Origin of the sequence: Streptomyces sp. NPDC049879 (genome assembly GCF_044461265.1) — a bacterium.
In the GTDB taxonomy this organism is placed as follows: Bacteria; Actinomycetota; Actinomycetes; order Streptomycetales; family Streptomycetaceae; genus Streptomyces.
On record NZ_JBITKT010000004.1, the window covers coordinates 639,051 to 663,295 of the forward strand.

Consider the following 24,245-nt stretch of genomic DNA (forward strand, 5'->3'; position numbering starts at 1 on the left):
TCAGCGGACGACCAGGGGGTTGTCCAGCGTCACGTAGTGCGACTGTCCGTCCACCGGCCCGACCAGCTCGTCCAGGCCGTGCAGCCGCGTCAGGAGGTTGGCCTTGCAGCGGAGCGTGCGGGACGTGAGGAGGTGCGTGACCAGCGGCGACACCGTCCCGCCCCGCGCCTCCTCGGTGAGGAAGCCGCGCAGGGCGGCCAGCAGCAGCGCCTCGTCCGCCAGGCGTTCGGCGCCCAGCGCGCCGACGAGGCCGAGGACGTTGTTGACGCCGAGGTAGTACGCGAACCGCTCGTCGGTGACCTGGTCGGTGACGAACGTGTCGGAGCGCTCGCCGATGCCGGGCAGCCGCCGCTGCAGCGCCTCGCGGTGGGACTCGCGGAAGTAGTAGCCCTGGTTGTCGCGGAACCGGCCGCCCACGGGCCAGCCGTCCGGGTCGAGCACCACCAGGGTGTTCTGCTGGTGCGCCTCCAGGGCGATCCCGGCGTGCGCGTCCAGCCACAGCAGCGGGCGGACGACGGCCCGCAGGTAGCGCAGCAGCCACTCCGCCGCGACGGCACGGCGCCCCCGCCCGGTCCGCCCGGCCAGGGCGTCGACGATCCGCGCGAGCCGGGAGCGCAGCTGCGTCTCGGGGCGGCCGGGCCAGGGCCGCGCCGCCGTCAAGGCCGCCAGGCACGTCACGTCGTCCCGCGCCCCGAACGGGTTGTGGCGCAGCAGCGTGTCCAGCCCGGGAACGGGCCTGCCGTCCGTGTCGTCCACGGCGAGCCACGCCGGATCGCGCACGATGTCGAAGCCCGCGCCGTCGGGGAAGGCGGCGCGCCACTCCTGCGCGAGACCGGAGCGGAGCAGCCGGTGCACCTCGACGCCTCGGTGCATCTCCTTGCGCAGGTTCTCGCGGCGGGAGTTGGTGATGCGCAGGGCGAGCGACAGCTTGAGCATCGCGGGCCCGCCGGGCCGGTGGACCGTGCGCACCGACGACGTGGGGTACCAGTGCGGACCGCCCTCGCCGAGGTCGTGGAGCAGCCCGGCGGACAGCAGGGCGGCGACGGCCGGGCGGTGCACGATCTCGCGCGCCTGCCAGGGGTGCAGCGGCAGCGGGACGGTGTCGGCGGGCGGCGCCGTGGTGAAGGCGTCGGCGGCGAGCCGCGCGGCCAGGACCTCGGCGCGGACGGCCGCGCCCCGTTCGGTCCACGCCGAGTCGGCGGCGAGCACCGACCGGTGCACGGCGAACCAGTGCAGACGGAACGAGCCCCGCAGCTCCGGCGAGCAGCGGCGCGCGTCGTCCCCGGCCAGACCCTCGCGGCTCTTGGGCGTCGGGTGGAGCGCGTGCCCGAGCAGCATGGACTGCTCGGCCTCAAGGAACGGGTCGCCGTGCGCGCCCGGTCCGGGTGCGGCGCGCCGGTCGGCGAGGAAGACGGCGGTGCGGGCGGCGGAGTCGGCGACGCGGCCGACCAGGTCCGTCGTCTCGGCCGCCCGCCCGCCGCCGAGCGCGTACGCGGCCTCGCGACCGAGGAGGGCGGCGACGGTGACGGCGTCGGCGGAGGCGGCCCCTGGCGGCGCGGCGTCGAGGACGGCCGGGCCGAAGCGGTGCATCCCGGTCGCCGACCAGTAGCGGACCGGTACGCGCAGGACGGCCCCGGATGCGGTGAGCGGCAGCCGCAGGACGTCGTCGGCCGGACGTTCCACGGCGGTCTCGCGCACCCAGCAGCGCAGCAGGCTCTCGACGGCGGCGGCGTCGGCGGCGAGCGCCGGGTCGGGGTGCTCCAGCGGATCGGCGCCGGTCGGCCACGGCCGGGAGGCGCCCGCAGCGGCGGGCTGGGCGCCGCCCGGCCCGGACTGGCGCGGCACGGCGGCCTCCCTCGGCCGGGGCGACCGGGGATGGAGCGCCCGGCGCTCACGGCCCGGGACGCTGTCGGGACGGGAGCGTGGGTTCATCCTTGTCACCTTGTCTGTCATACCGGTGGTATCAGCGGGGGTCCTCCATCCGTACCAACGACCGTCCGCCCGCCTGATCACGGCCGGAACGTAGATCGTTTAGGCTTCCCCACCGGCCCGTCCGCCCCGGCCCGCCGCCGCGCGGGGGAACCGGGGACCCGGCTTCGGCCGTCCACATGGTCACCGGCATAGTGGGGACGTCCCGGCCCGCGGACGTCACCGTGCCGGACGACGGACGAGCACCAGCTGCCCGAGCAACGCAGGGGGATACCACCCATGTCATCCATACGCAGACGGTCGCGCCGCCGCGCCGCTCTCGCGGCCACGTCCCTGGCCGCATGTCTCGCGCTGACCGCCACGGCCTGCGGCGGTGACGACGAGGGCAACGGGCTGGCGCAGCCGTCCGGGGAGACGTCGGCGGCCGACGACCCGGAGCAGGGCGCGGACGGCGGGTCGGGCGACGAACTGCAGGACCTGATCGACAACCTGCCGTTCGACTTCGACCTGCAGGCGTGGCTCGACGGCGGCTGGGAGAACTGGGACAGCGACAACTGGCTGCGCGACATCGGCGAGTTCGTCAACCCGATCATCGAGGGCCTCTGGGACACCGAGCGCATGGGCGAGGCCGAGGACCCGGGCCAGTCCATCGACGAGGGCGAGATCGAGGAGGACCCGAACCCCGAGACGCCCGCCGAGAACGACCCGATGGGCGACCGCGGCGTCACCGACCCCGAGCCCTCCGCGATCGAGGCCGAGGCCGTGCCGATGCCCTACACGGAGAACGGCGCGCCGGTCGGCAAGGTGTTCTTCGACAGCCCCGACGGGCCGATGGTCTGCTCCGGCACGGTGATCCAGGACCCGGCGCACCCGGGGCAGTCCAACCTCGTCGCCACCGCGGGCCACTGCGTGCACGCGGGCGCGGGCGGCGGCTGGTACCGGAACATCCAGTTCATCCCCGCGTTCAACAACGGCGGCCTCCCGGCCGACCAGGTCTACTCGGAGTCGGTGGCCTACGAGCAGGTCGCCCCGTACGGCGCCTTCTGGGCCGACTACGTCTCGACCACCCAGTACTGGATCGACAACGGCACCGAGTCCGGCGGCGACGGCGCGCACGGCGACTTCGCCGTCATGTCCGTCCAGCCCATGGAGGACACGGGCCTGTCGCTGGAGGAGACGGTCGGCGCCGCGGTGCCCGTCAACTTCGACGCCCCCGCCGTCTCCGGCCTGGGCACGGTCACCCTCTACGGCTTCCCCGAGGCCGCCCCGTACGACGGCGTGGCGATGTACCGCTGCACCGCCGAGCCCGGCCGCCTGTCGCTGGACGCCTCGATGCCCGTCATGTACTGGGCCGGCTGCACGATGACCAGCGGCGCCTCCGGCGGTCCCTGGCTGCGGACCAACGGGGACGGCCAGGCGGAACTGGTCTCGGTCAACTCGATCGGCCCGATGGAGAGCACCTGGCTCGCCGGGCCGCGGCTCGACGACGAGGCGCAGGGCGTCCTGGAGCACGTCAGCGCGCAGGTCGGCTGAGCCCGCCCGCGCACACGCCGGAGGCCCGGTGCCCGTCCTTCCCTTCCGGGGAACGGGTACCGGGCCTCCGGCGTACGGTCAGGCGCGCGGGACGGCGTACGGGCTGCGCTCCGTCCGGCCGCCGGGCACCGGCTCGGAGGGGTCGTCGCCGAGGCGCACGACGCGGTTGGCCGCGTCGACGTGGACGACCGCCGGCCGCAGGGCGCGCGCCTCGGCGTCGTCGACCTGCGCGTAGCTGATCAGGATGACCAGGTCGCCGGGCGACACGAGGTGGGCGGCGGCGCCGTTGATCCCGATGACGCCCGACCCGCGCGCGCCCTCGATGACGTACGTCTCCAGCCGGTTGCCGTTGTCGATGTCGACGATGTGGACCTGCTCGCCGGGCAGCAGGTCGGCGGCGTCCATCAGGTCGGCGTCGACGGTGACCGACCCGACATAGTGCAGGTCCGACTCGGTCACCGTGGCACGGTGGATCTTGGACTTGAACATGGTGCGCATCATTGGAATGCTCCCGGATCTCGGCTCCCTGCCTGGTCAACGCAGGTCAAGGGCGGTTTCTCCAGCGTACATCGGCGGCCGGCCCAGGCGAGGGCCAGGGCGCCCGCCAGCAGGTACAGCCCCGCCTGGACGTCGAGGAGGCCGGTCAGGGGCACCGTCCCGGCCAGCGCGCCCGCCGCCTGCATGCCCGCGGCCTGGCATGCCGCGCCGACGGCGAGGGCCATGCCGAGCACCCTGCCCATCGACTCGTCGCCGCTCCCGGTCTGGAGCAGGGAGAGGAGGCCCGCGCCGGTGAGTACGGCCGGTGCGCCGAGGAGGGCGAAGAAAACGGCGTGCGCGGGGATCGCGTGGACCAGCCCCGCGCCGTTCCAGATCAGGGCGGAGAGGCCGCCGAGGGCGAGGAGGGACCAGCCGAGCAGCCGGGCGGGGTCCGCCTTCCCGGCGAGCACGCCGAGCAGCAGCCCGGCCGCCAGGCCACCGACCGCCTGGACGCCGCGCAGCAGGCCGACATCGCCCTCGCCGCCGCCGAGCCGTTCCCGCACGAAGAGCACGAAGAGCACGAGGAACATGCCCTGGGCCAGCGACATCACGCCGAACACCCCGACGGTCCTGCGCAATGCACGCCTGCCCGCGATCTCGGTCATTCCCCGGAGCGCCGCCTTCCCCAGCGACTCCCGCTCGGCGGTCGCGGCCCGTTCCCCGGTGCCCGGAAGCCGGCGCGCCAGCAGGGCCGCCGTCACGGCCAGGAGGGCGACGTAGGCGCCCACCACCGGGCGCAGTCCGCCGAGTTGCAGCGTGAGGCCGCCGAGCCAGGCCCCGAGGAGGCGTGCCAGGTTGGTCCCGACGCCCATCAGCCCGTTGGCCGCCGGAATGGCCGGGGCGCCGACCAGCCGGGGGATCAGCGCGTTCCGCGCGGGCTCGAACAGCGCCGCGAGCCCGGCCTGGAGGGCCATGACCGCGAGGACCGGCGCCAGCGGCGTGCGCGCCGACACGGCGAGCAGCGGCAGGACCGTCACGGCCTGCACGAGGCTGACCAGGCACATGAGCCGCCGCCGGTCCACCCGGTCCACCACGAGACCGGCGACCGGGCTCACCACGAGGCCCGACAGCAGCCCCAGCGTCATCCCCGCCGCCAGCAGCGCCGCCGACCCCGTCTCCCGGTAGACGTACAGCGGGAGGGCCACCTGGACGATCCACTCGGCGGTCTCCGAGGCGAACGACGCGGCCCAGACGCGGCCGAACGCCGCGTCGCGTAAGAGGGCCCGGGGCCCCGTCACACGTCCGCTCGCCCGTCGGCCTCCAAGCGCAGGAACGTGCGCAGCCCGAGGTGCACCGGCGCGGCCTCCGGCGGGGCGTCGGTCCGGTTGGCCTGTATGAAGGGGCGGACCAGCGCGTCGAGGGCCCCGATCAGCTCACGCAGTTCGCGGGCGGTGGCGAGGAGCGCGTAGTCGTTCAACGCCATGGCCTCCTGCCAGGGGCGATCGAGGTCGCCGAGGGAGTCGAGGAAGCGCTGTGTGAGCCGGTCCTGCCGGCGCAGCATCTCGGCCGTGACGCTCAGCTGGGCACTGCGCCGCGCGGTGTCGTCGTCGAACGGGCCCAGTTCGAGCCCCACCTGGCAGGCGCGCCAGGGGCGCTCGCGGCCGTCGTCCGCCTCCGCGCGCTCGACCAGGCCGAAGCGGGCGAGCTGCCGCAGGTGCCAGCTGCAGTTCGACGGCGTCGAGCCGACCGACGCCGCGCACTGGCTCGCGGTGCGGGGCCCGATCGCCATCAGGTAGCCGAGCAGTTCGCTCCGCAACGGGTGTGCCAGCGCGCGCATCAGCGAGACGTCCCGGATCCGCTTGCGGTCCGGCTCCCTGTCACCCATATCTGAAACCATCCTTTCAGAACTGGGTGGGATTCTCCTCCGCGGTGCCGCCCGGTCAAGATGGCGCCGACGGGCCGGGCGGCACGGGAGGCCGCGTCAGACGGAGTCCACCCAGCCGTGGGCCTCGGCCAGGCGGAGCAGGCGCTGCCGTACGTGCTGCAGCTGTCCGGCGGTGAGCGTCGGGTCCGACTCGATCAGTGCCTCGGTCACCTCGGCCCTGAACTCGGCGGCGGTCAGGACGTCGTAGTCCGCGTCGATGTCCGGCAGGGGGCGCTGTGCCGGGGCGCTCCGGTGGCCGGTGGCCGGCTCGGAGGACGGCGACTGGCGGAGCAGCCGGACCTTCCCCGCCTTCGGCCCCTTGTCGCCCTCTTCGAGGAAGTACTCGACGCGCCGCCCGGCCTGGTACAGGTGTTCCTCCTCCACCAGGTCGTTGGCGTGCATGAACACGTCCTCGTCACCGTCGTCCGGGACGATGAACCCGTAACCGCGGGTCTCGTCGAACCGCGCGATCTTCCCTGTCGCCAACACGGCGGACCTCCACCTCTACCGCAGACACCTGGGCGCGCCTGGCCGCCGGGAAAGGACTTCCCGACGCGGTCGCCACACCATGCCGGATGGTACGCGGGGGCTCGCGACGGGGCGAACGCGAAGGCCCCGGCCCCCACCGGGAGGCGGGGGGCCGGGGCCTTCGGGTGCGGAGTGGTCAGCCGCGTGACGCGGGGGCGTACGGTTCGAGCAGTGCCGCCAGTTCCTCGTGCACCTGGGCGCTGAGCAGCGTGCCCTCGTCCGTGTGCTCCTGGGAGAGGATCTCGCCCTCGGCGTGCACCCGGGCGACGAGCGCGCCCTCCGTGTACGGGACGAGCGCCGTCAGCTCCACCGCGGGACGCGGCAGCCGCTCGTCGATCAGGGCGAGCAGTTCGTCGATCCCCGCGCCGGAGTGCGCGGAGACGGCGATAGCGTCCTTCTCGGCGCGCATGAGCCGCTGGAGCACCAACTCGTCGGCGACGTCCGTCTTGTTGACGACGACGATCTCGGGGATGTCGTGCGCCCCGACCTCGCTGATGACCGAGCGGACCGCCGCGAGCTGCTCCTCTGGCACCGGGTGCGAGCCGTCCACGACATGGAGGATCAGGTCGGCGTCGCCGACCTCCTCCATCGTGGAGCGGAAGGCCTCGACCAGGTCGTGCGGCAGGTGCCGCACGAAACCGACGGTGTCGGTGAGGGTGTACGCGCGGCCGCCGGGCGTCTCGGCCCTGCGGACCGTCGGGTCCAGGGTGGCGAACAGCGCGTTCTCCACCAGGACACCGGCGCCCGTGAGCTGGTTGAGCAGCGAGGACTTGCCCGCGTTGGTGTAGCCCGCGATGGCGACGGAGGGCACCTTGTTGCGCTTGCGCTCCTGCCGCTTCACCTCGCGGCCGGTCCGCATCTCGGCGATCTCCCGGCGCATCTTCGCCATCTTCTCGCGGATGCGGCGCCGGTCGGTCTCGATCTTGGTCTCACCGGGACCGCGGGTGGCCATGCCGCCGCCACCGCTGCTCGACCCGCCGCCGCCCATCTGGCGCGACAGCGACTGGCCCCAGCCGCGCAGCCTGGGCAGCATGTACTGCATCTGCGCCAGCGACACCTGCGCCTTGCCCTCGCGGGACTTGGCGTGCTGGGCGAAGATGTCGAGGATCAGGGCGGTCCTGTCGACCACCTTGACCTTGACGACGTCCTCCAGGTGGATCAGCTGGCCGGGGCTCAGCTCACCGTCGCACACGACGGTGTCGGCCCCGGTCTCCAGGACGAGGTCCCGCAGCTCGATGGCCTTGCCCGAGCCGATGTAGGTGGCCGGATCGGGCTTGTCCCGGCGCTGGATGACGCCGTCGAGCACGAGCGCGCCCGCCGTCTCGGCGAGTGCGGCCAGCTCGGCCAGCGAGTTCTCCGCGTCGCGCATGGTGCCGGAGGTCCAGACGCCGACGAGCACGACGCGCTCCAGGCGCAGCTGCCGGTACTCGACCTCGGTGACGTCCTGCAGTTCGGTGGACAGACCGGCGACGCGGCGGAGCGCGGCACGCTCCTCGCGGTCGAACTGCTCACCGTCCCGCGCCTCGTTGTCGTTCCAGGCGACGTCCTCATCCATCAGGGCGTCGGCCCGGCGCTCGCCCGTGCGGCGCTGGTTGTCCTGTGGAAGGGAAGAGAAGGTCAATGCGATCCTTAGGTCGGGTGATGCCGGTGGAGCTGGCTGCCGCCGCCGGCGGGTGTTCGGTCGGGAGAACGTCCGGGAGGCCCGGAAGATTCCCCGCGGGACGGCGCCCGCGGACCGGCTTCCATCGTCGCACGGGCGTCCCTGAGGCGTCATCCGGATAAGGCGCGCCACGCCACGCCGGGCGGTGGACGTCAGCGCGCGTGCGCGGCGCGCGACACGTCGTACACGCCGGGTACGCGGCGCATCGCCCGCATCAGCCCCGGCAGCCCCGAGGCGTCGGGCAGGCGCAGGGTGTAGGTGTGCCGTACGCGCTGCTGGCGCGGCGGTTCGACCTCGGCCTGGAGGACGGCGGCGCCGTGGGACGCGAGGGCCTCGGTGAGGTCGGCGAGCAGTTCGGGCCGTCCCAGGGCCTCGGCGCGGAGGGTGACGCGGCAGCCGATCGACGCGGACCGCCAGGTCACCGGCAGGGGAGGCCGCCCGTCGCCGGTCATCCGGGCGGCCTCGGGACAGTCGTCCCGGTGCACGGTCACCGCGCCGCCGCGCACCTGGAAGCCGATCGCGCGGTCCGGCGGCACGGGCGTGCAGCAGCGGGCGAGGCGTACGGCGGCACCCGGCGCCCCCTGGACCTCGGCGACGGGCTCCTCCGCGGTCTCCGCGGGCTCGGGCGCGGCCGGGGCGGGCAGGGGCGGGTGGCCCGGGGCGGCGGCGGGCGGCGGCGGGGCCTGCTCGGCGCCGCCTGGCCGCCCCGCCAGCCAGCGCTGGATGGCGATGCGCGCGGCGGGCGTGACGGCGTGGTCGAGCCAGTCGGCGGACGGGCCGGAGGTGCCCTCCGGGGCCAGCAGGAGCCGTACGGTGTCGCCGTCCGCGAGGACGGTCCGCAGCCGGACGAGCCGCCCGTTGACGCGGGCGCCGACGCACGCGTGCGCGTCCTGGCCGTGCCGGGCGTAGGCGGCGTCGAGGCAGGTGGCGCCGGCGGGCAGCTGGAGCGGTCCCTCCGGCCCCGGCGAGGGCCCCGGCGACTCCGCGAAGACGGTGATCTCGCGGTCGCGGGCGAGTTCGTCGCGCAGCGCGGTCCAGAACGTGTCGGAGTCGGGCGCCTGGCGCTGCCACTCCAGCAGCCGCGAGAGCCAGCCGGGCCTGGTCGGGTCGGCGCGCTCGCCGTCCTCGGCGGTGCCCGGCTCCCCCTCGGCGGCGCGGTGCGGGTCGCCGAGGGCGACGACGCCCGCCTCGGCGACGCGGTGCATGCGGTGGGTGCGGACCAGGACCTCGGCGGCGTGCCCGGACGCGTCGGCGACCGCCGTGTGGAGCGACTGGTACAGGTTGAACTTCGGCGCGGCGATGAAGTCCTTGAACTCGGAGACGAACGGCGTGAAGCACGTGTGCAGTTCGCCGAGCACCGCGTAGCAGTCGGCGTCCTCGGCGACCAGGATCAGCAGCCGCGCGAAGTCGCTCGGCCCCGGCTCGCCGCCCCGTTTCAGCCGCGCGCGGTGCAGGGAGAAGAGGTGCCGCGGCCGGATGTGGACCTCGGCGGCGATCCCCGCCTCGCGCAGCACGCCGCGCACGGCCTCGGCGACGTCGGCCAGCGGGTCGGGGCGCCCGGCGTGGGCGCGCAGCAGGTCGCGGGCGCGGGCGTGGTCCTCGGGGTGGAGGACGGCGAAGACCAGGTCCTCCAGCTCGGTCTTCACGGTCTGCACGCCGAGGCGCTCGGCGAGCGGGATGAGGACGTCGCGGGTGACGCGGGCGATCCGTGCCTGCTTATCCGGCCGCATCACGCCGAGGGTGCGCATGTTGTGCAGCCGGTCGGCGAGCTTGATGGACATCACGCGGACGTCGCTGCCGGTGGCGACGAGCATCTTGCGGAACGTCTCGGACTCGGCCGCCGCCCCGTAGTCGACCTTCTCCAGCTTGGTGACGCCGTCGACCAGGTGGCCCACCTCGTCGCCGAAGGCGGCGCGGACCTGGTCGAGCGTCACGTCCGTGTCCTCGACGGTGTCGTGGAGCAGCGAGGCCGTCAGCGTCGTGGTCTCGGCGCCCAGTTCGGCGAGGATCAGCGTGACGGCCAGGGGGTGCGTGATGTACGGGTCGCCGCTCTTGCGGTACTGCCCGCGGTGCGCGGACTCGGCGAGCAGGTAGGCGCGGCAGAGCGTGGCCAGGTCGGCGCCCGGATGGTGGCGGCGGTGGGCCTGGGCGACGTGCTCGATGGCGTCGGGGAGGCGGTGCGGGCGGTCCGCCGGGCCGAACACGGCGGCGCGGCCGAGGCGGCGGAGCCCGAGGACGTTCCGGCGCTGGCCCCGTTCGCGGGCCATGCCGCCGGGAGTGGTGGCCTCTGCGCTCATCGGGTGGGCACCTCCGCGGTCTGTTGACCGGACCGCGGCTCGTTCCCCGTGATCCCCGTGACCCGTGATCCCGCAGCGGCGCCGGTGCTTGATGCTACCGAGCCCACCACGTGACACGGTTCCCCACCGCCCCGGATCACCCGTCCGAGTGACTTATGTCCGGCGAAAGCTGGCTGAAAGCAACGGGTTTGCGGCCGAGACGGGTGAGGTCGCGTCAGCGTGGGCGTACGGAACGTCAGCACCGCCGCCCGACGGGTCAGCCGAGGAGCGCCGCGTCGAGCACGCCCTCGGCGACGATGACGGCCGGTCCGGCGAGGGTCACCCCGCCGTCCGGCGCCTCGGTGACGCGCAGGGTGCCGCCGGGGACGTCCACCACGTACGTGACGGCCCGTCCGGTCGCGGCGGGGTCGACGCCGTCGCGGCGGGCGGCCGCGACGGCCACGGCGCATGCCCCGGTGCCGCAGGAACGGGTCTCCCCCGAGCCGCGCTCGTGCACGCGCAGGGCGACGTGGCCCGGCGCCCGGTCCACGACGAACTCGACGTTCGTCCCGCGCGGGTACGCGGCGGCGGGCGCGACGCCCGGCGCCTCGTACAGCTTCCCTGCCTCGTCGAGCCGGTCCACGAACGCGACGGCGTGCGGATTGCCCATGTCCACGTGGCGCGCGGGCCACTCGCGCCCGCCGACGGAGACGGTGACGGACGGGTCGGGCCCCGACGGCAGGACCGCCCGGCCCATGTCCACCTCGATCTCCCCGTCCGGGGTGTCGTCGGCGAACCTGACCCGCTTGATCCCGCCACGCGTCGCCACGGCCAGTCCGTCCGCCTTGACGAGCCCGGCGCGCCGCAGGTGGCGGGCGAAGACGCGCACCCCGTTGCCGCACATCTCGGCGACGCTGCCGTCCGCGTTCCGGTAGTCCATGAACCACTCGGCGCGGTCGGCCATGCCGCGCGCCTCCGGATCGGCGGCGGACCGCACGACCCGCAGCAGCCCGTCGCCGCCCACGCCGGCGCGGCGGTCGCAGATCCGGGCGACCGCCTCGGGGGTCAGGATGAGCCGCCCGTCCGGGTCGGGGACGATCACGAAGTCGTTCTCGGTGCCGTGGCCCTTGAGGAAGGGGACGGCCGGGGCGGGCGGTGCGGTGCTCACGCCTCGATCGTAACGGGGCCGCGCGCGGTCAGCGCAGCCCGGCCACCCGCCAGACGGCCAGCACGGCGAAGACGCCGAGGCCCGCGCCGTACAGCGCGAGGAGCCGCCAGTCCGGGCGGCGGCCCGAGCCGCGCGGCGGCAGCCCCGGCCAGGTGTACCCGGCGCGCCGGGCGGCCATCATGCCCCAGCCCGCCGCGCTGCAGCCGATGAGCAGGCCGAGCATCGCGACCACGGCGCCCGCGTCGTCGAAGGCGAAGGCGAGCGGGAACGCGAACATCAGCGAGCCGAGCAGGCTCAGCAGCACGATGGGCGCGAAGAGCGCGAGGCGCAGCCGCCGGGGCGGGCGCAGGTCGGCGTAGGAGACGTCCGTGCCGTCCGGGCCGTCCGCCGGGTCGGTGCCGTCCGGCGCGTCGGCGTCGGCGTCGGGCGGGACCTCGTCGTAGCCGTCGGCGAGGTCGGGCTCGGGGTCGTCCGGGAGCGGGGGCGGCATCGCCGGGAGGTCCGGCAGGGGCGGGGGTCCGCCGACGGCTGCCGGTGCCGTCTCTCCGGTGTGCTCGCGAGGGCCGGCCTCCATCGCCACGTGCCCTCCCTGCTCCACGGTCCACGCTGTATCAGCCTTGGTCGATGATGGCACGCAGGTCGCCCGCGACCGGGCCCTCGGAGCGTCCCGATGCCATCACGTGATCAGGATGTGACCGCCCGTTCGACCAGCTCCCACGCCCTGTCCACCAGCGCCCCGCGCGCCTCGCGCGCCCCGCTCAGCCAGCGCACGCGCGTGTCGCGGCGGAACCAGCTCTCCTGCCGGCGCGCGAAGCGCCGGGTGGCGCGTACGGTCTCCTCCCGCGCCTCCTCCTCGGTACACTCCCCGGCCAGGGCGGCGAGCACCTGCTGGTACCCGAGCGCGCGCGACGCCGTACGGCCCTCCCGCAGGCCCACGCCCGCCAGGGAGCGGACCTCGGCGACGAGGCCCGCCTCCCACATGCGGTCCACGCGGGTGGCGATCCGCGCGTCCAGCTCGGGGCGGTCGACGGCGAGGCCGATCTGGAGCGTCCGGTAGACGCCGGGGTCGTCGCCCGGCCCGGGGAGCTGGGCGGTGAAGGGCCGTCCGGTGATCTCGATGACCTCCAGGGCGCGGACGACGCGGCGGCCGTTGCTCGCCAGGATGGCGTGGGCGGCGGCGGGGTCGGCGGCGGCGAGGCGCTCGTGGAGGGCGCCGGGGCCGAGGCGGGACAGCTCGTCCTCCAGGCGCGCGCGGACGCCGGGGTCCGTGCCGGGGAAGTGGAACGCGTCGAGCGCGCCCCGGACGTACAGCCCGGAGCCGCCGACCAGCACCGGCGTACGGCCCGCCGCGAGCAGGCGGTCGATCTCGGCGCGGGCGAGCCGCTGGTACTCGGCGACGCTCGCGGTGACGGTCACGTCCCACACGTCGAGCAGGTGGTGGGGGACGCCGCGGCGTTCGGCGGGGGTGAGCTTGGCGGTGCCGATGTCCATGCCCCGGTAGAGCTGCATCGAGTCCGCGTTGACCACCTCGCCGCCGAGCCGCAGCGCGAGGTCGGTGCCGAGGTCCGACTTCCCGGCTGCGGTGGGGCCGACGACGGCGATGACCTGCGGGGCGCGGGCTGCGGTGTTCACGGCGGAAGTCTCGCAGACCGGGCGCGCGGTGCTCGAACGAGCGACGTTACGCGGCAGGGCGCGGGTCGTTTGCGGTGCAGGGCCGAGCCCTCCGCGCGCGAGGCGCGCGGGACGAGAAGCACCGACGAACACCGAGAAAACCGAGAAAGAGGAGTGGGTCATGAGGATCTTCGGCTGGTTCCGGCGGCGGGACGCGGACGCCGGGCAGGCGGCCGGGCCGGGCGCGGCGGCTGACGGCGCGGCGGACGAGCCGGGCGAGGGCGTCGGCATCCCCCGGCAGACGGTGGCGGCGGAGGCCGCCGACAGTCAGGACCAGGAGGCCACGAAGTAGCCCACGCCGTACGGCGCCTCGTCGTACAGCAGCCGCCCGCCGAGGCCCGCGCCCGCCGCGGCACCGGCCAGCAGCTGCCAGCAGGCGCGGCCCGAGGCGCGCAGGGCGGCCGCCGCGGCGGGGTCGACGGCGGCGAGGGCGTCGGTGTCGGCCGCGCCGAGGGCGCGCGCGACCCCGGCGTCGAATCCGGCGGCGCGCTCGTCGTACGCGCCGGGCGCCTTGGCGGAACGGCAGGCGCTCCCGTCGCCCATCACGAGGAGCGCGATCCGCTCGTCCCCGGCCACCAGGTCGCGCCCGGCGCCGGCGCAGTGGCCGGGGTCGAGGGCCTCGTCGAGGCCGAGGGCGGTGACGTCCCCGGCGTAGCCGGTGCGGGCGAGGAGCCAGGCGCCGAGGGTGAGGGACGGCGGGAGGGCCCGTTCGCCGTCCGCGGCGGGGGCGTTCCCGAGCGTCACCTCGACGTCGACGCCGAAGCCGCGCAGCGAGCCGCGTGAACCGGCCGGGAACGCGCCCTGCTGCCGCTCCCCCGCCGGTCCGACGACGACGAGCCGGTCGGGCCGTGCGGCGGCGAGGACGCCGATGGCGTCGGCGCAGGCGGCGCGGGCGGGGTCCATCTCGTGGGCCGCGCCGCCCGCCACCTCGGGGACGAGCAGCGGCGGGCAGGGGCAGACGGCTGCGGCGGCAAGCATGGGCGCAGCCTACTCAGCAGACGGTGCAGCCGCCCGCGGGCTCGGCGGCGGGCGCGGGGGCGCCGACGCGCGGCAGGCCGAGCATGACGCCCTTGCCCTCCGCCTCGGTGGGGGCGGCGGTGCGCAGTTCCCAGGCGTCGCCCGCGCGGGTGCGGCGTACGGCCTTGACCGGGCCCTCGGCGAGCAGGTGGTGGGGGGCGGCGTAGGTGATCTCGACGGTCGCCGTGTCACCCGGCCTGACGGGCTCGTCGGGGCGGGTGAAGTGGACGAGCCGGTTGTCGGGGGCCCGGCCCGACAGGCGGCGCGTGGCGTCGTCCTTGCGCCCCTCGCCCTCGGCGACGAGGACCTCGACGGTGCGGCCGAGCTGCTTCTTGTTCTCGGCCCAGGAGATCTCCTCCTGGAGCGCGACGAGCCGCTCGTACCGCTCCTGCACGACCTCCTTCGGCACCTGCCCGTCCATCTCGGCGGCCGGGGTGCCGGGGCGCTTGGAGTACTGGAAGGTGAACGCCTGGGCGAACCTGGCCTCCTGCACCACGTGCAGCGTCTCCTGGAAGTCCTCCTCGGTCTCGCCGGGGAAGCCCACGATGATGTCGGTGGTGATCGCGGCGTCGGGGATGGCGGCGCGGACGCTGCCGATGATGCCGAGGTACCGCTCCTGCCGGTACGAGCGGCGCATCGCCCGCAGGACGCGCGAGGAGCCGGACTGGAGCGGCATGTGGAGCTGCGGCATGACGTTCGGCGTCTCCGCCATGGCCTCGATGACGTCGTCGGTGAAGTCGCGCGGGTGGGGCGAGGTGAAGCGGACGCGCTCCAGGCCCTCGACGCCGCCGCAGGCCCGCAGGAGTTTGGCGAACGCGCCGCGGTCGCCGATGTCGGAGCCGTACGCGTTGACGTTCTGGCCGAGCAGGGTGATCTCGCTGACGCCCTCGGCGACCAGGGCCTCGATCTCGGCGAGGATGTCGCCCGGCCTGCGGTCCTTCTCCTTGCCGCGCAGGGCGGGGACGATGCAGAAGGTGCACGTGTTGTTGCAGCCGACGGAGATGGCGACCCAGGCCGCGTACGCGCTCTCGCGGCGCGTGGGCAGGGTGGAGGGGAACGCCTCCAGGGCCTCGGCGATCTCCACCTGCGCCTCGCGCTGGACGCGGGCGCGTTCCAGCAGGACGGGGAGGCGGCCGACGTTGTGCGTGCCGAAGACGACGTCCACCCAGGGCGCGCGGCGGACGATGGTGTCGCGGTCCTTCTGCGCCAGGCAGCCGCCGACGGCGATCTGCATGCCGGGGGTGGCGGCCTTGCGGGGGGCGAGCTGGCCGAGGTTGCCGTAGAGGCGGTTGTCGGCGTTCTCGCGGACGGCGCACGTGTTGAAGACGACGACGTCGGCGGCGTCGGCGCCGGGGGCGGCCGGTACGTAGCCGGCCTCCTCCAGCAGGCCGGACATCCGCTCGGAGTCGTGGACGTTCATCTGGCAGCCGAAGGTCCTGACTTCGTACGTGCGCGTGACTTCCGGCATGCGAGAACCCGATCCCTGTCCCTGCGGTGACCACAAAACTGGCAGTCCCCAAGTCTACGTTCCGCTGGTAGCTTGCTCGGGTGGCTCCCAGCACCCCTGAACGCGGCCCGCGTCCCTCCCGTTTCCCGGCGCTCCCGACGTTCCTCCGCCGCCGCCCGTTCCCCGTCCTGACCGGGGTCGTGGTCGCGCTGGCGCTGGCGGCGGGACTGCTGTGGACCCCGCTGTTCGGCGGCGAGGACAGGCCGCACGGCCAGGTACGCATCAGCACGGGCGTCGCGAGCGGCGTCTACGCCCGGTACGGACAGCTGCTGAGCGGCCAGCTCGAACGGGACTCGCCCGGCCTCGAACTCGTGCCGCGCCCCAGCCAGGGGTCGGTGGACAACATCGAGCGGCTCGTCGCGGGCGAGGCGGACTTCGCCATCGCCACGGCGGACGCGATCGCCGCGTACATCGCCGCCCACGGCGAGGGCGCCGGGCGGCTGCGGGCGTGCGCCCGCCTCTACGACGACTACATCCAGCTCGTCGTGCCCGCCGACTCCCCCGTGGAGTCCGTGGCCGACCTGCGCGGGCTGCGCGTCGGCGTGGGCCAGGACGCGTCGGGTGTGCAGCCTGCGGCCCGTGAGCTGCTCGCGGCCGGCGGGCTCGACATGGAGGAGGACGTCGAGGCCGTCAGGGAGGGCATCGACACGATGCCGCGCATGCTGGAGGCCGGGCGGCTCGACGCGTTCTTCTGGTCGGGCGGGCTGCCGACCTCGGCGATCGAGCGGCTGGCGGACTACTCCGACATCCGGCTCGTCCCGCTCGGCGACCTGATGGACCCGCTGGTCGCGGGCGGCAGGCAGAACGCGTACTTCCGCTCCGCCGTGCTGCCGCCCGACGCCTACCCACAGATGGGGAGCGACAGCGTCGTGGACACCGTCGCGGTGGCCAACCTGCTGGTGACGACCGACGCCGTGGACGACGCCGTGGTCGAGCAGATGACCCGCTCGGTGATCAACGGCCGCGACCGCATCGGCCTGGAGGTGCACGCCGCGCAGCGCGTGGACCTGCGGACGGCGATCTACACGCAGCCGCTCGACCTCGCCGACGGAGCGCGCGACTACTACCGGTCGGCCAAGTCCTGAGCCGCCGCCCCCGGAACGCCCGGCCCGCCACGGCGGGCGCGGCGCGCCGACGCATGCCCGGCCGCGTACGCCGGTCCCCCACGCCCGCGCTCCTCTCCCTCTTGTCCCCCCTGTCCCCCCTGTCCCCCCTGTCCCCTCTCTCCTGTCCGTCCGCGCGCCCGCCGCGCCCGTCCCCGCCGTCATCCCTGTTCCAAAGGATCTTCCGATGGAGTCCAGCCATGCACGATGACCGCCGCCTCGTCGAACAGCGCCTGCGCCGCGTCCTCGACGAGCGCGTCAGACCAGCCGTCCACGGCACCCCCGTACCCCTCGCCGTCGAGCGCTGGGACGCGCCCGGCGAGCCGGTGCCGGTCGCCGAGGGCCTGGCCGCCGGCTACCGCCCCGCCTCGGTCGGGGAGCCGTGGGGCCCGGCGTGGGGAACGACCTGGTTCCGGCTGACGGGACAAGTGCCCGCCGAGTGGGCGGGGCGGACGGTGGAGGCCGTGCTCGACCTGGGCTTCGACCGGGTGCAGGCGGGCTTCCAGTGCGAGGGGCTCGTCTACCGGGAGGACGGCGAGGCGGTCAAGGGCATCCACCCGCGCAACGACTGGGTGCGCGTGGCCGACAGCGCCGCGGGCGGCGAGGACGTCCTGCTGTACGTGGAGGCCGCCGCGAACCCCGTGCTGAACGCGGGCCCGCCCACCCCCCTCGGCGACCGCCTCACCGCCGGGGACGCCCCGCTCTACCGGACGGCGCGCCTCGACCTGGCCGTCTTCCACGCCGAGGTGTGGGAGCTGGTGCGCGACTTCGAGGTGCTCGGCGGGCTGATGGCCGAGCTGCCCGAGGACGACGCGCGCCGCTGGACGCTGCTGCGGGCGATCGGCCGCGCGCTGGACGCCGTGGACCTGGAGGACGTGCCGGGCAGCGCCGCGGCGGCCCGCGCCGAGCTGGCGGGGGTGCTCGCCGCCCCGGCGCACGCCTCCGCGCACCGCCTGAGCGCCGTGGGCCACGCGCACATCGACTCGGCGTGGCTGTGGCCGCTGCGGGAGACCGTGCGGAAGGTCGCCAGGACGACGGCGAACGTCGTGGCGCTGATGGACGAGGACCCCGGCTTCGTCTTCGCGATGTCGCAGGCGCAGCAGCTCGCCTGGCTGAAGGAGCACCGGCCGGAGATCTTCCGGCGGGTGAAGGAGAAGGTGGCGGAGGGGACGTTCGTCCCGGTCGGCGGCATGTGGGTCGAGTCGGACACCAACATGGTGGGCGGCGAGGCGATGGCGCGGCAGTTCGTGCACGGCAAGCGGTTCTTCCTGGACGAGTTCGGCGTCGAGACGCGCGAGGTGTGGCTGCCCGACTCGTTCGGCTACACCGGGGCGCTGCCGCAGCTGGTCAAGCTGTCGGGGTCACGGTGGTTCCTCACGCAGAAGATCTCCTGGAGCCAGATCAACGCGTTCCCGCACCACACGTTCTGGTGGGAGGGCATCGACGGCACGCGGATCTTCACGCACTTCCCGCCGATCGACACGTACAACGCGGAGGTGACCGGCGACGAGCTGGCGCACGCCGCGCGCAACTACCGCGAGAAGGGCCGGGGCACGCGTTCGCTGGTGCCCTTCGGCTTCGGCGACGGCGGTGGCGGCCCCACCCGCGAGATGCTCGGGCGCGCGCGGCGGGTGCGGGACCTGGAGGGCTCGCCGCGGCTGGAGATCGAGCCGCCCGAGGCGTTCTTCCGGGCGGCGCACGAGGAGTACGGCGAGGACGCGCCCGTGTGGGTCGGCGAGCTGTACCTGGAGCTGCACCGGGGCACGTACACGTCGCAGGCCAAGACCAAGCAGGGCAACCGGCGGAGCGAGTCGCTGCTGCGCGAGGCCGAGCTGTGGGCGGCCACGGCGGCGGTGCGGGTGCCGGGCCACGCGTACCCGTACGAGGACCTGGACCGGCTGTGGAAGACGGTGCTGCTGCACCAGTTCCACGACATCCTGCCCGGCTCGTCGATCGCCTGGGTGCACCGCGAGGCGCGGGAGACGTACGCGCGGGTGCGGGACGAGCTGCTGGCGATCGTCGGCGCGGCGCAGCGCGCGCTGGCGGGCGAGGGCGCGGACACCGTGGTGTTCAACGCGGCGCCGCACGCGCGGGACGGCGTCGAGGGCGGCGGCGCGGCGGTCCGTACGGCGGCGCCCGGCGCGCCCGTGACGTCCGCGCCGCGCGAGGACGGCGGCTTCACGCTGGACAACGGGCTGCTGCGGGTCGCGGTCGACGGGCGCGGGCTCGTCGTCTCGGCGGTGGACCTGGCGGCCGGGCGCGACGCGATCGCCCCCGGCGGGGCGGGCAACCTGCTGCAGCTCCACCCCGACCTGCCGAACCTGTGGGACGCCTGGGACGTGGACGAGTTCTACCGGAACCGGGTGACGGACCTCACCGGCGTCGAGTCGCTGACGCTTGCGGCGCCGGACACGGTCGAGGTGACGCGCGCGTTCGGCTCGTCCCGCGTGACGCAGCGGCTGACGCTGCGGCCGGGGGCGCGGGCGCTGGAGATCGACACCGAGATCGACTGGCACGAGCGGGAGAAGATCCTCAAGGCGGCGTTCCCGCTGGATGTGAAGGCGGACGTGTCGGCGGCGGAGACGCAGTTCGGGCACGTGGAGCGGGCCACGCACACCAACACGACGTGGGAGTCCGCCAAGTTCGAGATCTGCGCGCACCGCTGGCTGCGCGTGGGCGAGCCCGGCTGGGGCGCGGCGGTGGTCAACGACTCGACGTACGGGCACGACGTCACGCGCGACGTGCGGGCGGACGGCGGGCAGACGACCACCGTGCGGCTGTCGCTGCTGCGCGCGCCGCGCTACCCGGACCCGGAGACCGACCAGGGCACCCACCGCCTGCGGTACGCGCTGGTGCCGGGCGCGACCGTCGCGGACGCCGTGCGCGAGGGCCACTGGATCAACCTGCCGGAGCGTTCCGTCACGGGCTCGCGCGCCGTCGCGCCGCTGGCCGCGGTGGAGACGGCGGCGGGGGACGTCGTGATCGAGGCGGTGAAGCTGGCGGACGACCGCAGCGGCGACGTCGTGCTGCGGCTCTACGAGGCGTCGGGCGGCCGGGCCGCCGGGACGCTGCGCGCGGGCCTGCCCCTGGCGTCGGTCACGGCGACGGACCTGCTGGAGCGCCCGCTGGAGGACGCCCCGGCGTACGAGGTGGGCGCGGACGGCGGCGTGGCGCTGGCGCTGCGGCCGTTCGAGATCCTCACCTTGCGTCTGTCGCCTGCCGCTGGCCGCTGACGGTGACGGCGGGACCGGCCCGCTCGGGCCGGTCCCGTGGCACGTCCACGGTGACCTTGAGGCCGCGCGGCTCGGCGTGCCCGTAGTGGATGCGCGCGCCGCCCGCGGCCAGCAGGGCGGCGACGATGGACAGGCCGAGCCCGGAGCCGCCGACGTTCTGGTGCCGCCCGCTGCGCCAGAAGCGGCGGCCTATGCGGTCCAGCTCCGAGTCGTCGAGGCCGGGTCCTGTGTCGGTGGTCTCTATCCGCACGTACTCGGCGAACTCGGCCGGCGAGGAGACCGTCACGGTGACCTCGCCGCCCGCCGGCGTGAACTTCAGCGCGTTGTCCACCACCGCGTCGAGCGCGCTCGACAGCCCGACGGGGTCGGCCCAGCCGGTGACGGCGACGGGGCCCGCGAGCATCAGGTCCACGTCCTTCTGGTCGGCGACCGGCCGCCAGGACGCGACCCGTTCCGCGACCAGCGCGGCCACGTCGGTCAGGCGCACGTCGGCCGGGGTGTGCTCGGCGAGGGCGAGGTCGAGCAGCCCGTCGAGGACCTTCGCCAGGCGCTTGCCCTCGGTCTTGACGGACGCGATCTCCTCGTTGCCCTCCGGCAGCTCAAGGCCCAGCAGGTCGATCCGCAGGAGGAGGGCGGCGAGCGGGTTGCGCAGCTGGTGGGAGGCGTCGGCGACGAAGGCGCGCTGCTGTTCGAGGACCTCCTCGACGTTGTCGGCCATCTCGTTGAACGAGTCGGCGAGCCGCCGCAGCTCGGGCGGCCCGCCCGCCGCGGCGACGCGGGCGGTGAGGCGGCCGGTGGCGATCTCGTGGGTGGCCTTGTCCAGGACGCGGACGGGCCGCAGGACCCAGCTGGTCAGGCGGACGGCGGCCAGCACGGCGAGCAGCATCGCCGCCGCCTCGCCGAGCGCGATGGGCAGCCAGCCCGCGAGGATGCGGGAGCGCAGCGGCCCGGTGGGCGACTCGGTGACGACGACCGCGATCACGTCGCCGTCCCTGATCACCGGGGAGGCGACGACGAGGGTGCGGTCGAGGTCCCAGGGCCAGACCTGGCTCGGGCCCTCGCTGCGGCGGCCGGCCAGCGCCTCGGAGAACTCCGCGCCGGTGCCGCCGCCGGGCGGCTCCCAGTCGCCGGGCGCGGTGGCCAGCGGCTTCCCGTCGCGCTGGAAGACCCCGGCCCTGATCCCGTAGACGTCGTGGTAGATCGCCAGCTCCTCCGCCAGCGTGGACCGCGGCGACGGGTCCTCGGGGTCGGGGTCCGTCACGGACTGGGCCAGCGAGGCGAAGCGCGCGGTGTCGTCGATCCGGTCGACGACGACGCGCTGCTGCTCGTCGCGTGCCTGGCTGGCGGCCAGCGGGATGCCGAGGGCGAGCATGACACCGGCCAGCAGGACGATGAGCAGCGGGAGGAGGCGTGAGCGCATGGAGTGAGGGCCCGGGGTCAGGCGGCGGGAACGGCCAGGCGGTAGCCGACGCCGCGTACGGTCTCGACGAGCTCGGGCCGCCGCAGCTTCGACCGCAGTGAGGCGACGTGCACCTCGAGGGTACGGCCGGTGCCCTTCCAGTTCGTCTGCCACACGTCGCTGATGATCTGCTCACGGCGGAAGACGACCCCGGGGCGCTGGGCGAGCAGGGCGAGCAGGTCGAACTCCTTGCGTGTGAGCGCGACCTGCCGGCCGTCCACGGACACCTGGCGGGTGGCCAGCTCGACGGTGATCGGTCCGAGTGAGAGTACGCCCTCCCGCGCCTCGGGTGCCGCCGGCTCCTCCTCGGGGCCGGTGCGGCGGGCGACGGCGTGGATGCGCGCGAGCAGTTCCCCGGTGTCGTAGGGCTTCACGACGTAGTCGTCCGCGCCGAGGTTGAGGCCGTGGATGCGGGAGCGGATGTCGGCACGCGCGGTGACCATGATGATGGGGACGGCCGCGATGCGCCTGATGCGTCCGCACACCTCGAATCCGTCCACATCGGGCAGGCCGAGGTCGAGCAGGACGACGCCGAACGTACGGGTGCGCAGGTGGGTGATGGCCTCCTCGCCGCCCCTGGCCCGTGTCACGTCGAAACCGTGCCGCGTCAGCACCGCGACCAGGGCGGCTGCGACATGCTCGTCGTCCTCGACCAGTAGCAGTCTCATCTCCCCCGTGCCCTCCTCTTCCTGGTACACGGCTCCCGTAAGACGCATCCACGCGGATGTTCATGGTCCGCGTCAAGGGGGGTAGGAGGAGGGGAACGCTTCCGTTATGCGGTGCTCACCCGAGGGCCCTTCTTGATCACGCAGAGCTACGAGACCGCGATCACATCGTGATGCTCAAGTTCCGCTCAGATCTGCTGACGCTGTGTCGGCGCGCTGGCTAGTGTCCCGTCCCAACCGACGAGGACGGAGCAACGCACGATGAGCGACGCGGCGCTGATCAAGAAACCGCAGGATGTCGCACCCCTGGCGGAAGACCTGGTCGTCCTGAGCGATGTGAACAAGCACTACGGTGCGCTGCACGTCCTCCAGGACATCAACCTGACCATCAAGCGCGGCGAGGTCGTCGTCGTGATCGGTCCTTCCGGTTCTGGCAAGTCGACGCTGTGCAGGACCATCAACCGCCTGGAGACGATCGACTCCGGCACCATCACGATCGACAAGCAGCCCCTCCCGGAGGAGGGCCGCGGTCTGGCGCGGCTGCGCGCCGAGGTCGGCATGGTGTTCCAGTCGTTCAACCTCTTCGCGCACAAGACGGTTCTCGAGAACGTCATGCTGGGCCCGATCAAGGTCCGCAAGGAGAACAAGGCCGAGGTCGAGAAGCGGGCGCGTGACCTGCTCGCGCGGGTCGGCGTCGGCAACCAGTGCGAGAAGTACCCCGCACAGCTCTCCGGCGGGCAGCAGCAGCGTGTGGCCATCGCCCGCGCGCTGGCGATGAAGCCGAAGGTGATGCTCTTCGACGAGCCCACCTCCGCGCTGGACCCGGAGATGATCAACGAGGTCCTCGAGGTCATGAAGCAGCTGGCCGAAGAGGGCATGACCATGGTTGTCGTCACCCATGAGATGGGCTTCGCCCGGTCCGCGGCCAACCGCGTGGTCTTCATGGCTGACGGGCGGATCGTCGAAGAGGCCGACCCCCACCAGTTCTTCGACAACCCGCAGAGCGACCGGGCCCGGGACTTCCTCTCGAAGATCCTCGCTCACTGAGCCGGCACCCGCTCGCACTTTCTTACGCACGACCTTTCAGACAGAAAAAGGACACATCACTCATGAACTTCCGCAAGGCAAGCGCGCTGGCCGCTTCCATCCTCGCCATCTCCCTGACCGCCACGGCGTGCGGCTCCGATGACGACGAGGGCGGCAGCAGCGGTGGGGGCAGTGGCAGCGGCGGCGGCGGTGGCGACACCATCACCGTCGGCATCAAGTACGACCAGCCGGGCCTGGGCCTGAAGACCCCGGACGGCGACTTCGCCGGCTTCGACGTGGACGTGGCCACGTATGTCGCCGGTGTGCTGGGCTACGAGCCCGAGAACATCGAGTTCGTGGAGTCCCCCAGCGCCGAGCGCGAGAACATGCTCTCCCGCGGTGACGTGGACTTCATCGTCGCCAGCTACTCGATCACCCCCGAGCGCGAGGAGAGCGTCTCCTTCGCCGGCCCGTACTTCCTGGCCCACCAGGACCTGCTGATGCGCGACGGCGAGGCCGTCTCCAGCACGGACGAGATCAACGACCTCACCCTGTGTTCGGTGACCGGCTCCACCTCGGCCCAGCGGGTCAAGGACGAGCTGGCCCCCGACGCGCAGCTCCTTGAGCAGGGCACCTACTCCGAGTGCCTGAGCGGCCTGGAGAACGGCACGGTGGACGCCCTGACCACGGACGACTCCATCCTCGCCGGTTACGCCGCGCAGGAGCAGAACGTGGGCAAGTTCGAGCTGGCCGGCCTTGAGCTGAGCGACGAGAACTACGGCATCGGTGTCGCGAAGGACGACACGGAGCTGCAGGGGCAGATCAACGACGCCCTCCAGCAGATGGTGGAGGACGGCTCCTGGGACCAGGCCGTCGAGGACAACTTCGGCCCGGCCAACTACGACGCCGAGCCGGCCCCGGAGATCACCGCGGCCAGCTGACCCGTCCAGGTCCCCCGGTGGCGGGGGGGGGCGGCGGGGGGGGGGGGGGGGCCCCCCCCCCCCCCCCCAATGGACACAAAAGGGGAAGGTGTTTTGTGTGGAACGGAAGTAAACGCTAGGCGCCGGGT

Annotated in this window: 20 protein-coding genes; 6 read left to right on the forward strand and 14 right to left on the reverse strand. The window is 74.0% G+C overall.

The window, feature by feature from the left end:
• Positions 1-1,932: an IucA/IucC family protein gene (locus ACIBPC_RS17715; protein ID WP_398845518.1), complete on the reverse strand. Its 1,932-nt coding sequence runs from the start codon at positions 1,930-1,932 to the stop codon at positions 1-3.
• A 276-nt stretch (positions 1,933-2,208) separates the two neighbouring features.
• Between ACIBPC_RS17715 and ACIBPC_RS17720 the strand changes: the two genes are divergently transcribed.
• A complete protein-coding gene (locus ACIBPC_RS17720) occupies positions 2,209-3,462 on the forward strand; it encodes a trypsin-like serine peptidase (protein ID WP_398845520.1) in 1,254 nt (417 codons plus the stop codon).
• Between the two features lie 78 nt (positions 3,463-3,540).
• Here ACIBPC_RS17720 and panD read toward each other — a convergent pair whose 3' ends face one another.
• The 9 genes from panD to miaA all read right to left on the reverse strand — a co-directional run bounded on the left by panD (position 3,541) and on the right by miaA (position 13,127).
• Positions 3,541-3,963, reverse strand: a complete 423-nt coding sequence (panD, locus tag ACIBPC_RS17725; RefSeq protein WP_362960574.1) for an aspartate 1-decarboxylase — start codon at positions 3,961-3,963, stop codon at positions 3,541-3,543.
• Positions 3,960-5,237, reverse strand: a complete 1,278-nt coding sequence (locus ACIBPC_RS17730; protein ID WP_398845523.1) for an MFS transporter — start codon at positions 5,235-5,237, stop codon at positions 3,960-3,962. Before ACIBPC_RS17730 ends, panD begins: the two co-directional genes overlap by 4 nt.
• Positions 5,234-5,824 carry an ArsR/SmtB family transcription factor gene (locus ACIBPC_RS17735; RefSeq protein ID WP_398845526.1) on the reverse strand — a complete coding sequence of 197 codons (591 nt, stop codon included), beginning with the start codon at positions 5,822-5,824 and terminating at the stop codon, positions 5,234-5,236. The genes ACIBPC_RS17730 and ACIBPC_RS17735 overlap by 4 nt, the downstream gene beginning before the upstream one ends.
• 96 nt (positions 5,825-5,920) lie before the next feature.
• A complete protein-coding gene (locus tag ACIBPC_RS17740; protein WP_398845528.1) occupies positions 5,921-6,352 on the reverse strand; it encodes a cold-shock protein in 432 nt (143 codons plus the stop codon).
• A gap of 175 nt (positions 6,353-6,527) precedes the next feature.
• Positions 6,528-8,012 (reverse strand): GTPase HflX, encoded by a 1,485-nt coding sequence (gene hflX / locus ACIBPC_RS17745; RefSeq protein WP_362960579.1) that lies wholly within the window; start codon positions 8,010-8,012, stop codon positions 6,528-6,530.
• Between the two features lie 191 nt (positions 8,013-8,203).
• Positions 8,204-10,348, reverse strand: coding sequence for a RelA/SpoT family protein (locus ACIBPC_RS17750; protein ID WP_398845531.1), 2,145 nt, complete (start codon positions 10,346-10,348; stop codon positions 8,204-8,206).
• Between the two features lie 256 nt (positions 10,349-10,604).
• A complete protein-coding gene (dapF, locus tag ACIBPC_RS17755; RefSeq protein WP_398845533.1) occupies positions 10,605-11,495 on the reverse strand; it encodes a diaminopimelate epimerase in 891 nt (296 codons plus the stop codon).
• Between the two features lie 28 nt (positions 11,496-11,523).
• Positions 11,524-12,069 carry a hypothetical protein gene (locus ACIBPC_RS17760; RefSeq protein WP_398845647.1) on the reverse strand — a complete coding sequence of 182 codons (546 nt, stop codon included), beginning with the start codon at positions 12,067-12,069 and terminating at the stop codon, positions 11,524-11,526.
• A gap of 110 nt (positions 12,070-12,179) precedes the next feature.
• Positions 12,180-13,127 (reverse strand): tRNA (adenosine(37)-N6)-dimethylallyltransferase MiaA, encoded by a 948-nt coding sequence (gene miaA / locus ACIBPC_RS17765; protein WP_362960591.1) that lies wholly within the window; start codon positions 13,125-13,127, stop codon positions 12,180-12,182.
• Between the two features lie 160 nt (positions 13,128-13,287).
• Here miaA and ACIBPC_RS17770 point away from each other — a divergent pair, with 160 nt between their 5' ends.
• Positions 13,288-13,458, forward strand: coding sequence for a hypothetical protein (locus ACIBPC_RS17770; RefSeq protein WP_362960594.1), 171 nt, complete (start codon positions 13,288-13,290; stop codon positions 13,456-13,458).
• Here ACIBPC_RS17770 and ACIBPC_RS17775 read toward each other — a convergent pair.
• Both ACIBPC_RS17775 and miaB read right to left on the reverse strand, forming a co-directional pair.
• Positions 13,434-14,144, reverse strand: coding sequence for a hypothetical protein (locus tag ACIBPC_RS17775; protein ID WP_398845537.1), 711 nt, complete (start codon positions 14,142-14,144; stop codon positions 13,434-13,436). The genes ACIBPC_RS17770 and ACIBPC_RS17775 overlap by 25 nt on opposite strands.
• A 13-nt stretch (positions 14,145-14,157) precedes the next feature.
• Positions 14,158-15,651, reverse strand: coding sequence for a tRNA (N6-isopentenyl adenosine(37)-C2)-methylthiotransferase MiaB (gene miaB / locus ACIBPC_RS17780; RefSeq protein WP_398845540.1), 1,494 nt, complete (start codon positions 15,649-15,651; stop codon positions 14,158-14,160).
• Between the two features lie 80 nt (positions 15,652-15,731).
• Here miaB and ACIBPC_RS17785 point away from each other — a divergent pair, with 80 nt between their 5' ends.
• Both ACIBPC_RS17785 and ACIBPC_RS17790 read left to right on the forward strand, forming a co-directional pair.
• Positions 15,732-16,775, forward strand: a complete 1,044-nt coding sequence (locus ACIBPC_RS17785) for a TAXI family TRAP transporter solute-binding subunit (RefSeq protein WP_398845543.1) — start codon at positions 15,732-15,734, stop codon at positions 16,773-16,775.
• Between the two features lie 218 nt (positions 16,776-16,993).
• A complete protein-coding gene (locus ACIBPC_RS17790; protein WP_398845546.1) occupies positions 16,994-20,026 on the forward strand; it encodes an alpha-mannosidase in 3,033 nt (1,010 codons plus the stop codon).
• Here ACIBPC_RS17790 and ACIBPC_RS17795 read toward each other — a convergent pair.
• A complete protein-coding gene (locus tag ACIBPC_RS17795; RefSeq protein WP_398845549.1) occupies positions 19,992-21,446 on the reverse strand; it encodes a sensor histidine kinase in 1,455 nt (484 codons plus the stop codon). The two genes, ACIBPC_RS17790 and ACIBPC_RS17795, sit on opposite strands and share 35 nt — an antisense overlap.
• Positions 21,447-21,463: 17 nt before the next feature.
• Positions 21,464-22,153 carry a response regulator transcription factor gene (locus tag ACIBPC_RS17800; RefSeq protein ID WP_362960609.1) on the reverse strand — a complete coding sequence of 230 codons (690 nt, stop codon included), beginning with the start codon at positions 22,151-22,153 and terminating at the stop codon, positions 21,464-21,466.
• 258 nt (positions 22,154-22,411) lie between these two features.
• On the opposite strand from ACIBPC_RS17800, the gene ACIBPC_RS17805 reads away from it, so the two are divergent.
• Together ACIBPC_RS17805 and ACIBPC_RS17810 are read left to right on the forward strand one after the other, a co-directional pair.
• Positions 22,412-23,197 (forward strand): amino acid ABC transporter ATP-binding protein, encoded by a 786-nt coding sequence (locus ACIBPC_RS17805; protein WP_398845551.1) that lies wholly within the window; start codon positions 22,412-22,414, stop codon positions 23,195-23,197.
• A 62-nt stretch (positions 23,198-23,259) separates the two neighbouring features.
• Positions 23,260-24,117, forward strand: coding sequence for a glutamate ABC transporter substrate-binding protein (locus ACIBPC_RS17810; protein ID WP_398845554.1), 858 nt, complete (start codon positions 23,260-23,262; stop codon positions 24,115-24,117).
• Positions 24,118-24,245 lie beyond the last annotated feature (128 nt).